Source organism: Streptomyces sp. NPDC045778, assembly GCF_056431945.1.
In genome coordinates this window covers 236187-248950 of sequence record NZ_JBWKJZ010000006.1, presented here as the reverse complement: position 1 = coordinate 248950, position 12764 = coordinate 236187, and the positions used below count along the sequence as shown (strand labels likewise).

The following is a 12764-nucleotide window of genomic DNA, read 5'->3' as shown; positions in this document are numbered from 1 at the left end:
CGGAACTCTGGAAGCCGTCAGACACCGTCACGGGAGGGAGGCCCATCGATGAGGGCCGCGACAACCACCAAGCGCCGACGACCACGTGCCGTGCCCTGGGTGCTGCTCGGCATCTGGGTCGCCGTCATCGCGCTCGCGGGGCCGTTCGCAGGGAAGCTCGGCGACGTCCAGCACGACCGGGCCGTGGACTACCTGCCCGCGAGCGCCGACTCCACCCAGGTCGCGAAGATCCAGGAGCAACTCCCCGGCGGCGAGACCACCGAGCTGGTGCTCGTCTACCACCGTGACGGCGGCCTCGAGCCGGGCGACCGCGCGCTCGCGGACCGCCAGGTCAAGCAGATCGACCGGGAGCTGGACCTCGTCGCGACGCCCACGGGGGTGGCGTCGAAGGACGGGAAGACCCTGATGTACCCGGTCGCGAGCACCGGACCCGGCACGGACGAGGAGAAGCGGGACGCCTTCGTCAACGACGTACGGAACATCGTCAAGGTCAAGGGCGGGGGCGGCCTCACGGCCGACGTCGGCGGGCCCGGCGCGCTCGCCACCGACGCCAGTGAGGTCTACCAGTCCCTCGACGGGCCGCTGCTCTACACCACCGTCGCCGTCGTGGCGGTCCTGCTGATCCTCATCTACCGCAGCCCGTTCCTCTGGCTCGTGCCGCTCGTCGTCGCGGGCGTCGCCAACTTCCTCTCCATGGGCGTCTCCTACGGCCTCAACCAGGCCTTCGGCACCTCCGTCAGCGGCCAGAGCTCCGGCATCATGACGATCCTCGTCTTCGGCGCGGGCACCGACTACGCCCTGCTCATCGTCGCCCGCTACCGCGAGGAACTGCGCCGCACCGAGCGCCCGTACGACGCCATGGTCACCGCGCTCCGCGGCTGCGGGCCCGCCGTGCTCGCCTCCTCCGGCACCGTCGCCGCCGGCCTGTTCTGCCTGCTCGCCGCCGACCTCAACTCCAGCCGCGGCATGGGCCCGCTGGGCGCCGTCGGCGTGCTGTGCGCGCTCGTGGCCATGCTGACGCTGCTGCCCGCGCTGCTCGTGGTGCTCGGGCGGCGGGTGTTCTGGCCGATGGTGCCCGCGTTCGGCAGCGCGCCCAAGAAGCGCCGCTCCCTGTTCGCGTCCATGGGCTCCTCCGCGGGGCGCAGGCCGCTGGTCGTCCTCGCCTCCGGAGCCGTGCTGCTCGGCGCGCTCGCCCTCGGCGCGTTCAATCTGCCCGGCAACCTCAAGCAGGAGGACTCCTTCACCAGCACGCCCGACTCCATCGCCGCGATGGAGACCCTCGCCGCCGCCTATCCGGAACGCGGCACCCAGCCCATCAACGTCATCGTGCCGACCGCCGAGGCCGACGAACTCCTCGGCCGGGCCCGGTCCGTGGCCGGAGTCGACAGCGTCGAGCGCGGCCGCACCGCCGAGAAGTGGACGGAGCTGTCGGTGGTCGCCAAGGCCCCGCCGCAGTCGGCCGCGGAGACCGCGACCATCGAGGCCCTGCGCGACGCACTCGACCAGCGGGGGGCGTACGTCGGCGGACCGAGCGCCGAGCAGCTCGACCTCAAGGACACCAATGCCCGCGACCGCCTGGTCGTCGTGCCGATCGTCCTCGCCGCCGTGCTCCTCATCCTCGTCGTCCTGCTGCGCAGCCTCGTCGCGCCGCTGCTGCTGCTCCTCGCGGTCGTCGCGGTGTGGGGCGCGTCCCTCGGCATCGGCGGCCTCGTCTTCGAACCCCTCTTCGGCTTCGAGGGCACCGACCCGGGGCTCGGCCTCCTCTCCTTCGTCTTCCTCGTCGCCCTCGGCGTCGACTACGGCATCTTCCTCATGCACCGCATGCGCGAGGAGTGCCTGGAGGGGGCCGAGACCGGCGCCGCCGCGCTCACCGCGCTGCGCACCACGGGCGGCGTGATCGCCTCCGCGGGCCTGGTGCTCGCCGCGACCTTCGCGGTCCTGACCAACATGCCGATGGTGCAACTCGTCGAGCTGGGCTTCGTCATCGCCGTCGGCGTGCTCCTCGACACCTTCCTGGTCCGTACGTACCTGGTGACGTCCGCGAGCCTCGCGCTCGGCCGGAAGGTGTGGTGGCCCGGGCCCCTCTCGCGACGGCCCGGCACGCCCGCCCCGCCGGCCCGCGACGAGCCCGAACTGACCGCCGTCCGCTGACCCTTGCGCACACCGCGGCGCCCCTCCCTGCCGGAGGGGCGCCGCCTTCCTGGATGATGGGGGCCCACGCATGGACACACGCGACCGGTGTCCGCGGGAAGGGGGACCCGACGACGTGCCGTACCCGCAGCCCGCCACCCGCCCCTGGTGGCCGTTCTCCGGAGCGGCGCCGGGCTCGCCCCGCGCCCTGCGGGAGGACGCGCTGCTCGCGGTGGTCCTCGCCGCCTTCGCCGCGCTGCTCGCCGTCGTGCTCAGGGACGGCCGGGAGCCGGACGCGCTCGGCTGGGCGCTCCTGATGTGCGGCCACGTCCCGATCGTCTGGCGCCGCCGCGGGCCGATGACGGTCCTCCTGGCCACCATGGCCTTCGTCGGCCCGTACCACGCCCTCGACTACGACCACGCCGCCGCGACCCACGTGGGCATGGTCGCCCTCTACACCGTGGCCGTCTCCGGCCGCCCCCGCCGCACCCTCCTGACCGGCGTGCACATCGTCGCGATCATCCTCGTCGTCAACACGGGCGTCGGCGACGACCCGGTCACGGAGGTCGTGCGGATCACCGGCTGGATCGTCGCGGTCCTGGTCTTCGGTACGTACGTCCGCGTGCACCGGCAGTACTTCGCCTCCGTCGTCGAGCGCGCCGAGCGGGCCGAGCGCACCCGTGAGGAGGAGGCGCGGCGCCGCGTCGCCGAGGAGCGGCTGCGGGTGGCCCGCGATCTGCACGACCTGCTCGCGCACAGCATCACGCTCGTCGGCGTGCAGACGTCGGTGGCCGCGCACGTGCTCGCCGCCGACCCCGAGCGCCTGGACCGCGCGGCCATCGCGGGCGCGCTCGACGACATCGCCGACACCTGCCGCGCCGCGCGCGGTGAACTGCGCGCGACCCTCGAAGTGCTGCGCTCCGGGAGCGAGTCCGGCGACGGGGCCGACGAGAACCGCGGCCCGCTGCCCGGCATCGACGGCATCGGCGACCTGGCGGGCGCGGCCCGTACGGCGGGTGCCGAGGTCGAGCTTGCCATGGCGGAGGTGGCCGCCGTGCCGCCCGTCGTCGGGGCCGCCGCCTACCGCATCGTGCAGGAGGCCCTGACCAATGCCGTCCGGCACGGAGGGCCCGGCCTCGCGGTGCGCGTGGCGATAGGGGAGCGCGACGGCGCCCTCCGCGTGTCCGTGACCGACGACGGCGCGGGCCCCGCCGCACCCCCGGCCGCGGCGGCCGCGTCCGGGTTCGGCATCATCGGCATGCGGGAGCGGGCACGCAGCGTCGGCGGGACGCTGACGGCCGGGCCGCGGGACGGACGGGGGTTCGAAGTGGTGGCGGAACTGCCCTTTCAGACAAGGGGACTGGCGCACGCGGAGGAGCTGAGGGCGTGGTGACGCGGAAGATCCGCGTCCTCCTCGCCGACGACCAGGCCCTCGTGCGCGCCGCGTTCGCGATGCTCGTCGAGTCCGCGCCCGACATGGACGTCGTGGCCCAGGCGGGCACCGGCCGCGAGGCCGTCGAACTGGCCCGCGCCCGGCGCGCCGACCTCGTCGTCATGGACGTCCGCATGCCCGACCTCGACGGGATCGAGGCGACGCGCCTCATCGCTGCGGACGAGGACCTCGCCGGGGTGAAGGTCCTCATGCTCACCACGTACGACACCGACGAGCACGTGGTCGAGGCGCTGCGGGCCGGGGCGTCCGGCTTCCTGGTCAAGGACACGAAGCCGGCCGAACTCCTGGACGCGATCCGCACGGTGGCCGCGGGCGAGTCCCTGCTGTCCCCCGGCCCCACGGCCCGCCTCATCGCCCGCGTCCTGCGCCACCCGGAGACCCCCACTGCCACGGACGAGGCCCCCCGCTCCCTGGCCACCCTCTCCGACCGCGAACGCCAGGTCCTCACCCTGGTCGCCCGCGGCCTGAACAACACGGAGGTCGCCGAGACCCTCGGCCTCAGCCCCCTCACCGCCAAGACCCACGTCAGCCGCATCATGGGCAAACTCACGGCCCGCGACCGCGCCCAACTGGTCATCACGGCGTACGAGGCGGGGCTGGTCAGGCCGGGTGGGTGAGGGCGGCTACAACAACCCCGCCGTCGCCAGGTGTTTGGCCACGTGTTCCACGTCCTCCGGGGAGAGGGGGATCTGGGGGGCCGCCGTCGTGGGGTGGGTGATGATGCCGCGGAGGTGGAGTGCGGCCTTGAAGGCGCCGAGGCTGGAGGAGCTGCGGCCCATGCGGGCGGGGGAGCCGGTCTCGGTCATGCGGAACAGGGCGCAGAGGCGTTCCTGCTCGGCGCGGGCGCCGTCGACGTCGCCGGCGCGGGCCGCGCGGTAGAGGCGGACGTAGCCGTCGGGGTCGACGTTGCCGAGGCCGGGGACCACGCCGTGCGCGCCCATCGCGAGGGCGGAGTCGACCGTCAGCTCCGAGCCGGTGAGGACGCTGAAGCCGGGGGGTGCGCCGAGGAGCACGCGGCGCAGGCCGCCGTCGTCGCCGCTGGAGTCCTTGAGCCCGGCCAGGGTGCCCTCGGCCGCGAGGTCGAGGACGAGGTCGGCGTCGAGCTTGGTGTGCACCGAGACGGGCAGGTCGTACGCGAAGACGGGCAGGCCGCCGCGCTCGGCGACGAGCCGGTAGTGGCGGGCGATCTCGGCGGGGTGGGTGCGGGTGTAGAAGGGCGCGGTCACGACCACGCCGTCGGCCCCGGCGGCGGCAGCGGCCTTCACGTGGTCGAGGACGCGCAGGGTCGTCATGTCGATGGCCCCGGCGATGACGGGGAGCCGGCCGCCGACGTGGCGGACGACCGTGGACACGACGAGCTTGCGGTGGGCGTCCGGCAGGTACGCCGCCTCCGAGGAGGAGCCGAGGACGAACAGCGCGTCCACGCCCGCGCCGACCAGGTGGTCCACGAGGCGTTCGAGCGAGGCGACGTCCACCTCGTTGTCCGGCGTCAGGGGGGTGCAGACGGGCGGGACGACACCGGTCAACAGGGTGGGGAGTGCGGTCATGGAGCCTCCTTGGACGTGGCCGTGGCGGCGGCCGTCGCGGTGGACGCGGGCGGTGAGGCCTGCGCCGACTGGCTGACGAGGTCACGCGTGGTCTCGCCCGCCGGTACGGGGTGGTGGCACCGGAAGCGGTGCGCCGACCCCGTCTCCGTAGTCTCCGGCATGGCCGCCGCGCACGCGTCGTCCGCCTTCCAGCAGCGTGTCCGGAACGGGCACCCACTGGGCGGCCGGGTGGCCGAGGGGACGGGGCCGACGAGCGGGATGGGGTCGATGGGGTCCAGGAGGCCGGGCGTGGCGGAGAACAGGGCGCGCGTGTAGGGGTGCCGCGCCTGGTCGAGGATGTCGGCGGCGGGCGCCTCCTCGACGATCCGGCCCAGGTACATGGTGATCACCCGGTCGCTCATCCTGCGGACGGTCTGGATGTCGTGGGAGACGAACACCAGGGCGAGGCCGAGACGTTCCTTCAGGTCGAGGAGGAGGTTGAGGATCTGGGCGCGGACCGAGACGTCCAGGGCGCTGGTGGGTTCGTCGGCCACGACGAGTTCGGGTTCGAGGGCCAGCGCCCGCGCGATCGCGACGCGTTGCCGCTGGCCGCCCGACAGCTGGCCGGGCAGGCCGTCCGCGAGGGCCGTGGGAAGGCCCACCAGGCTCATCAACTCCCGTACGCGCTGCTCGCGTTGGGCCGGTTTGCCGCGCCGGTGGACGTCGAGCGGGTCGCGCAGGATCTGACGGACGGGCAGGCGCCGGTTCAGGGCCGTCGAGGGGTCCTGGAAGATCATGGCGGTGTCGCTGCCGATGGTGGTGCGCCGCTCCGGGGGCTTCATCCGCCACAGGTCGCGGCCGCGGTAGGCGACCGTGCCCGCCGTGGGGCGCTGGATGCCCACGAGCACCTTGGCCAGGGTCGACTTGCCGCAGCCCGACTCGCCTACGACGCCGACGGTTTCGCCGGGCGCGATGGTCAGGTCGGCGCCGGTGAGCGCGTACACCTTGTCGCGGGAGAAGACGCCTCCGGTGCGGGCCTTGTGCACGACGTGCGCGTCGCGCAGCACGATGAGGTCTTCAGCGGGCGTCATGTGCGATTCCCTCTCGTGTCTCGGGTGGCTGCGGGTCGTCTGTGGCTGGTCGCGCCCGCGCGGCGGAGCCGCTGTCGACGCCGTCCCGCGCCCCTTCGGGGCGCTCCCGTGCTGCGGGCTCGTGGGGGGCCAGGGCCGGGTGGTGGCAGGCTGTCCGGTGTGCGGGCTCGCCCAGGAGGTCCGGTGTCGTGGTGCGGCACAGCTCGTCGGCGAGCGGGCAGCGGTCGGCGAAGCGGCACCCGGCGGGGAAGTCGGCGGGCGAGGGGACGACGCCCTTGATCTGGGTGAGGCGCTCGGCGGCGGACTCCAGGGAGAGGACGGAGCCGAGCAGGCCGCGCGTGTAGTGGTGGGTGGGGTACTCCACAAGCTCGGCGGTGACCCCGGTCTCCACGATCTGGCCGCCGTACATCACCGCGACGCGGTCGGTCACGTCCGCGACGAGCGCCAGGTCGTGGGAGACCAGGATCAGTGCGAAGCCCAGCTCGGCACGGAGCCGCAGGAGCAGCTGGATGACCTGCGCCTGCACGGTGACGTCCAGGGCGGTGGTGGGCTCGTCCGCGACGATCAGCTTCGGCTCGCGGGACAGGGCCATCGCGATGAGCACGCGCTGGCGCTGGCCGCCGGACAGCTCGTGCGGGTAGCTGCGCAGCGTGCGGTCCGGGTCGAGGCCCACCAGGGAGAGCAGCTCGGCGGGGGAGCGGTGGCCGCCGCGCCTGACGACCTGCTTGAGCTGGGCGCGCACGGTCATCGCCGGGTTCAGGGACGACAGGGCGTCCTGGTAGACCATCGCCATGTCGTGGCCGAGCAGCCGGCGCCGGGCCCGCATGGGCAGGCCGATCAGCTCCCGGCCGTCGAAGGTGACGTGGCCGCGGACGCGGGCGCCCTTGGGCTGGAGCCCCATGACGGTCAGGGCGGTGAGGGACTTGCCGCAGCCGGACTCGCCGACGAGCCCGAGGACCTCGCCGGGCCGCACCTGGAAGCTGATGCCGTCCACGATGTCGACGCCGCCGTGCCGGGCGTCGAAGCCGATGGCCAGGTCCCGTACGTCCAGGACGGGCGCGCCCTCGGGCAGCGGCCGGGCGCGGGCGCGAAGGCGGGTGGCGGCGTCGGCGAGGCCCGGCAGTTCGAGGACCTCGCCGCTGCCGGGCTCGGGGGCCTCGACCTTGTCCTTGGCGCGGCCTTGATCGACCTCGCGGCCCGAGGGCGCGGCCCAGGCGTCGGAGACGCCTTCGGACAGGACGTTGAGGGACAGGACGGTCAGGAGCATCAGGAGGCCGGGGAAGACCGTCGCCCACCAGCCGCCGATGAGCACCATGTTCTTGCCGTCGGCGATGACGCTGCCCCAGGACGGGTCGGGGGGCCGCACGCCCGCGCCGATGAAGGACAGCGAGGCCTCGAAGACGATGGCCTCGGCGACCTGCACGGTGCAGAAGACCAGGACGGGCGCGGCGCAGTTGACGGCCACGTGCTTGATGAGGATGTGCGGGGTGCGGGCGCCGATGACGCGCTCGGCGGTGACGTAGTCCTCGCTGTACTGGTCGAGGACGTTGGCGCGGACGACACGGGCGATGGGCGGGGTGAAGAGGAACGCGATCGCGCAGATGAGGACGGTGATGCCGCCGCCGAAGACGGCGACGAGGACGGCGGCGAGCGCGATGCCGGGGAAGGCCATGACGACGTCGAGGACCCGCATGAGCGTCTCGTCCACGGCCTTGCGCGAGGTCGCCGCGACCGCGCCGATCAGGGCGCCGGCGGTGAGGGCGAGCAGGGTCGCGCCGAGCCCGATGGCGAGGGACCAGCGGGCGCCGTACATCAGCCGGCTGAGGATGTCCCGGCCGAGGCTGTCCTGGCCCATCCAGTGGTCGGCGGAGGGGGCCCCGGTGCCGCCCACGAGGGACTGCTGTGCGAGCGGGTCGTGCGGGGCGAGCAGCGGCGCGAACAGGGCGACGAGGACGACGACGGTGAGCACACCGAGCGCGATCCGTGACAGGACGGGCAGCTTGCGCAGCGACCTGAGGCGCAGGCCCGGCCGGGCGAGCCTGTCGGTCAGTGCCTTGCGCGAGGCGAACGGCATCAGGAGGTTCCCCTCAGGCGCGGGTTGACCAGGAGGTAGAGGATGTCGATGACGAGGTTCACCACGACGAAGCCGACGGCGGTGGTGATGACGACGCCCTGCACGACGGCGGGGTCGCCGTTCTTCACCGCGTCGATCATCAGCTTGCCCATGCCGGGCAGGGAGAAGATCGTCTCGATGACGACGGCGCCGCCGAGCAGATAGCCGACGCGCAGGCCGAGCACGGTGAGCGGGTTGATCAGGGCGTTGCGCAGGACGTTGCGGCCGACGACCACGACGGGCGGCAGGCCGCTGCCGACGGCGGTGCGGACGTAGTCCTTGTCCAGCTCCTCGACGACGGCGGTGCGGATGATCCGGGTCATCTGCGCGGCCACCGGCAGGGACAGGGCGAGCGCGGGCAGCGTCATCGTCTTGAGCCAGCCGGTGAAGGAGTCGTTGGGGTTGACGTAGCCGCCGGTCGGGAACCAGCCCAGGTCCACGGCCAGGTACTGGATCATCAGCAGGGCCAGCCAGAAGCCGGGCGCGGCGACGCCGGTCAGGGAGACGACGCGGACGATCTGGTCGGGCAGCCGGTCGCGGTAGATCGCGGCGGTCACGCCGAGCAGCAGCGAGACGACGACGGCGACGCCGAGGCCGAGGAAGGTGAGCTGCATCGTCAGCGGCAGTGCCGTGGTGACCTGGTCGACGACCTCGGAGCGGGTCAGGACGCTGATGCCCATGTCGCCGTGGAGCAGGTCCCCGACGAAGTCGACGTACCGCACGGGCAGCGGGTCGAGCAGGCCGTTCTCCTCGCGGAACTGGTGCAGTTGCTCCGGGGTCGGGTTGGCGCCCTGGAAGAACGCGGACGCCGGGTCGACGTCCGAGAACCGCATGACGAGGAACACGAACAGGACGATGCCGAGCAGCAGCGGGACGAGCAGGGCGATGCGGCGGAGCAGGATGCGCAGGATCGCGGTCACGTGGTACGGCTCCTCACTTGTACGTCGGGGAATGTGACACTCGCGGGGGTGGGTGTCACATCCGCGCGGGCTGATGCCATCCAGGTGGCGAATCAGCGCGGCCCGCTGCGTGAGATGTCACATCTGCCCGGGCTGATGCCCCCTCGCGGTGGCGGATGTGACACACAGGCGGCCATGTGTCACATTCGCGCGGGCAGGAGTCACACCCACTGGGCCTGGAGGACGTTGATGCCGGGGTAGGGCTGGGGCCTTATGCCGGCGAGCCGCTTGGGGTTCCAGGCCGTCATCAGCTCGTTGTGGACGACGGGGTAGAGCACCGCTTCCTCGGCGACGAGGTCGATGTAGTCCTGGACCATCGCCTTCTTGCGGGTGGCGTCGGACTCGCGCGTCGCCTTGTCCATGAGCCGGAACAGCTCCTTGGCGCGGGCGTTGTCCGCCCAGCGGGCGTAGCCCATCCAGATGTTTTCGGGGCCGTAGTTGTAGTGCATGATCAGGTCGGCCTCGATGCCGAACTGGTTGGGGTTCGAGGCCGCCGCGACGACCTGGTAGTCCTTCTTCTGGTCCAGCTTGGTGAAGACGGCCGTGGTCTCCTGCGGGTCGAGGGTGGTCCTGACGCCGATGGCGTCCCAGGAGGCCTTGATGGTGGGCAGGCAGTCGCTGATCCAGCTGACGTTGACGGCCATGAGGTTGATCCGCAGGCCCGAGACCCCGGCCTCCTTCAGGAGCGCCCTGGCTTTCTTCGGGTCGTACGCGTACACGGTCTTGGCCGGGCGGTAGCTGGGGTTGCCCTCGTTCAGGAAGGACGTGGCGGCCTTGCCGTGCCCCTTCAGGGCTACGTCGATCATCTTCGCGCGGTCGATGGCGTAGTGCAGCGCCTGGCGCACCCGCACGTCGTCGAAGGGCTTGTGGTCGGTGTTGAACATCAGGAAGAGGTTGTTCATCCCGGCGCCGCCCTCGACGGTCATGCCGCCGCTCTTGAGCTGCTCGATGTTGGCGTACGGGATGTTGTCGGCGATCTGCGCGTCCGCGCTGCCGCCCGAGATCTTGGCGACGCGCGGGGCGGCCTCCACGATCGTCAGCCAGTTCATCTTCTTGAAGGCGGCCCTGCGGGGTCCGTTGTAGTCGTCGTACGCCTCGAAGGTCGTGTTGGACTTCGGGTGGTGCGCGACCTGCCGGTAGGGGCCCGAGCCGATCGCCTTGCCCTTGGTGGCGTCGTCCCAGGCACCCGGCCGTGAGTACACGTGCTTCGGCATGATCTTGGCGAGGGTGAGCCGGGACGCGCCGTCGGGGAAGGGGAACTTGAGTACAAGCTCGACGTTGCGCGCGTCGACCTTGCGTACCTCCTTGAGCCAGCTCGCGAAGAAGCCCTTGACCAGGGTCTGCGTGTCCGGGTCCAGGATGCGGTCGAAGACGAACACCACGTCGTCGGCGGTGACGGGCTTCCCGTCGTGCCACGTGGCGCCGGCCCGCAGCTCGAACTTCCAGGTCGTGGCCTTCAGGTCGCTCGGCACGGCGGTGGCGAGCTGGGGGTACGGCTCGCGGCTGATCGGGTCGGTGCCGAGCAGCGCCTCGTAGATGTGTTCGTTACCCGCCATGGCGAACGCGGACGCCGTCTGCGTGGGGTCCCAACTGCCGTCGTTGCCGTATCCGATGACGGCGGTGAGGTTGCCGCCCCCGCCTCCGGTGTCGTTGGTGGACTCGGGTCCGCCGCACGCGATCAGGCCGCCGCCGAGGCCCGTGGCCGCGCCCAGGGCGCCGGTGTACCGGAGGAAGGACCGCCGACCGGGGCCCTCGCCGTCACGTGTCACGGGGATGGGGTCGCTCACGAGTGCCTCCCTGAAGGAGTGGGGAGAGAGGGCTCCCCACGTACCGGTGCGGATCGGGTCGGGGGACGAGGGGAGAGATGCGCGGTGCGGTCGCGGGCCCTGGCGGGCCCCGCGGGAGTTCGCTGCGGCGGAGAGGTCCGACGTCCTACGTCGTGCTGGCGCAGCGACCATAGGAGTGGGCCAGGGCCTGGTCAAGGTGTCGGGCGGGGGTGTTTCGCGACGTGAGCGAGGAGAGCGGGCGGCTCCGGGGGTGGCGCGGACGGCTGGGGTCCGTGGGCTTCGGCGGGGACTGGGACCCCGAGCGGTGGGGCCCGGACGCGCACGCCGAGGACGTCCGGCTGACGCGGGACGCGGGGGTCGGCCTCGTCACGCTGGGGATCTTCGCACGGGCGCGGACCGAACCCGCGCCAGGCGGCCACGGCTTCACCTGGCTGGACGACCACATGGGCCGCCGCGGACGCGCTCGCGTATCGCAGGTCTCTCTACTACGCGTCTGTAGCGTGCGACGCCGTGCAGTACGCCCGGTACATCCGCGCGAAGGTCCGGGGTGCCGTGCCCGTGACGCGCTCGACGGTGTCCGTGAGCCGGTCCTCCGCGCCCCGGCTCACCCTGTCGTCGAGCGCGGCGAGCAGTTCCGCGAAGGCGGCGGGCATGCCGAGCCCGGTCAGCCGTGCGGCGAGGGCGCCGGGCGACACGGCCCGGTGGCGCACGGGGCGCCCCGTGACGCGGGAGACGACCGCCGCCACCTCGGCGTACGTCAGCGCCTGCGGCCCCGTGAGGACAAGGTCGGCCTCCGGTGCGGCCGGGTCGGTGAGGGCGTGGGCGGCCACGGCGGCGATGTCGTCGGCGTCGACGAAGCCGACGCGTCCGGAGCCGGTCGCGGTGGTGAGCACGCCGTCGCCCCGGATGCTGTCGGCGTGCAGATGGTCCCCGGTGAAGTTCTGCATGAACCACGAGGGCCGGAGCACGGCCCACTCCTCGAACGGCCCCCCTTCGGCGAGGAGCCGGTGCACCTCGCCGACGCCGGGCCCGCCCGCCTCGATGGCCGACGAGCCGAGCAGCACCACGCGCGTGACGCCCGCTGCGCGGGCCCGCTCCAGGAAGGGCCCCATGACGGCGGCCGGTTCGGGCTCGGCGACGGGTGGCACCAGATAGGCGCGGTCGGCGCCGCGCAGGGCTTCGGCGTGCGTGTCCGGGTCGTACCAGTCGAACCTGACGGAACCCCGGCCCGCCCCGGCGCTACGGCTCGCGGCGCGCACGGTGTGGCCGAGGGCGGCGAGGCGGGCGGCGACGCGGCTGCCGGTGGTGCCGGTCGCGCCCGTGACCAGGACGGTCAGCGGCTCAGTCATGGACGGCCGCCGTCAGGGAGTCGGGGATGCCGAGGGGGTTCCAGTAGTCGCGGTAGCGGACGATCAGGCCGTCCTTGAAGGTGACGACGGCGACGTACGCCATCTCGAAGGGGTCGCCGGTGGTGACCACGCGGCCCTCGGCGCGCATCTCCGCGACGATCGTGCCCGGCTCGCCGGTCTCGTGGATCTCCACGTACGGGAACGCGTCGTACGCGATGTGGTCGCCGAGGCCGCGCAGATACGAGGTGAGGGCGGCGCGGCCGTCGAGCCGCCGGGGGGGGTCGCGCCGGAACAGCTCGGCGGGGCGAGCGCCGGAGGGTGGGGTGGTGGGCATGGGGAAGTACCGTCCCTTACGA

At 72.7% G+C, this 12764-nt stretch carries 10 protein-coding genes and 1 pseudogene; 4 read left to right on the top strand and 7 right to left on the bottom strand.

Annotated features, from left to right (window positions below):
• Nucleotides 1-48 precede the first annotated feature (48 nt).
• The 3 genes from AC07GB_RS10520 to AC07GB_RS10510 all read left to right on the top strand — a co-directional run bounded on the left by AC07GB_RS10520 (nt 49) and on the right by AC07GB_RS10510 (nt 4200).
• Nucleotides 49-2151 (top strand): MMPL family transporter, encoded by a 2103-nt coding sequence (locus AC07GB_RS10520; RefSeq protein WP_478843636.1) that lies wholly within the window; start codon nt 49-51, stop codon nt 2149-2151.
• Between the two features lie 115 nt (nt 2152-2266).
• Nucleotides 2267-3523, top strand: a complete 1257-nt coding sequence (locus AC07GB_RS10515; RefSeq protein ID WP_478843634.1) for a sensor histidine kinase — start codon at nt 2267-2269, stop codon at nt 3521-3523.
• A complete protein-coding gene (locus AC07GB_RS10510) occupies nt 3517-4200 on the top strand; it encodes a response regulator (RefSeq protein WP_478843632.1) in 684 nt (227 codons plus the stop codon). Before AC07GB_RS10515 ends, AC07GB_RS10510 begins: the two co-directional genes overlap by 7 nt.
• Before the next feature lie 6 nt (nt 4201-4206).
• Here AC07GB_RS10510 and AC07GB_RS10505 read toward each other — a convergent pair whose 3' ends face one another.
• From AC07GB_RS10505 to AC07GB_RS10485, 5 genes are all read right to left on the bottom strand, one after another.
• The gene (locus tag AC07GB_RS10505; RefSeq protein ID WP_478843630.1) at nt 4207-5130 is read right to left on the bottom strand and encodes a dihydrodipicolinate synthase family protein; all 924 of its coding nucleotides are present in this window, start codon (nt 5128-5130) and stop codon (nt 4207-4209) included.
• A complete protein-coding gene (locus tag AC07GB_RS10500; protein WP_478843628.1) occupies nt 5127-6200 on the bottom strand; it encodes an oligopeptide/dipeptide ABC transporter ATP-binding protein in 1074 nt (357 codons plus the stop codon). The genes AC07GB_RS10505 and AC07GB_RS10500 overlap by 4 nt, the downstream gene beginning before the upstream one ends.
• Nucleotides 6187-8274 carry a dipeptide/oligopeptide/nickel ABC transporter permease/ATP-binding protein gene (locus tag AC07GB_RS10495; protein ID WP_478843626.1) on the bottom strand — a complete coding sequence of 696 codons (2088 nt, stop codon included), beginning with the start codon at nt 8272-8274 and terminating at the stop codon, nt 6187-6189. The genes AC07GB_RS10500 and AC07GB_RS10495 overlap by 14 nt, the downstream gene beginning before the upstream one ends.
• The gene (locus tag AC07GB_RS10490) at nt 8274-9233 is read right to left on the bottom strand and encodes an ABC transporter permease (protein ID WP_478843624.1); all 960 of its coding nucleotides are present in this window, start codon (nt 9231-9233) and stop codon (nt 8274-8276) included. The genes AC07GB_RS10495 and AC07GB_RS10490 overlap by 1 nt, the downstream gene beginning before the upstream one ends.
• A gap of 200 nt (nt 9234-9433) precedes the next feature.
• Nucleotides 9434-11059, bottom strand: coding sequence for an ABC transporter substrate-binding protein (locus AC07GB_RS10485; protein WP_478843622.1), 1626 nt, complete (start codon nt 11057-11059; stop codon nt 9434-9436).
• A 209-nt stretch (nt 11060-11268) separates the two neighbouring features.
• On the opposite strand from AC07GB_RS10485, the pseudogene AC07GB_RS10480 reads away from it, so the two are divergent.
• Nucleotides 11269-11499 (top strand): annotated as a pseudogene (locus tag AC07GB_RS10480) (beta-galactosidase); the annotation flags it as partial.
• Between the two features lie 45 nt (nt 11500-11544).
• On the opposite strand, the gene AC07GB_RS10475 reads toward AC07GB_RS10480, so the two are convergent.
• Both AC07GB_RS10475 and AC07GB_RS10470 read right to left on the bottom strand, forming a co-directional pair.
• On the bottom strand, nt 11545-12408 hold the full coding sequence (locus AC07GB_RS10475; protein ID WP_478843620.1) for an NmrA family NAD(P)-binding protein: 864 nt from the start codon (nt 12406-12408) through the stop codon (nt 11545-11547).
• A complete protein-coding gene (locus AC07GB_RS10470) occupies nt 12401-12742 on the bottom strand; it encodes a nuclear transport factor 2 family protein (protein WP_478843618.1) in 342 nt (113 codons plus the stop codon). Before AC07GB_RS10470 ends, AC07GB_RS10475 begins: the two co-directional genes overlap by 8 nt.
• Between the last annotated feature and the right edge of the window lie 22 nt (nt 12743-12764).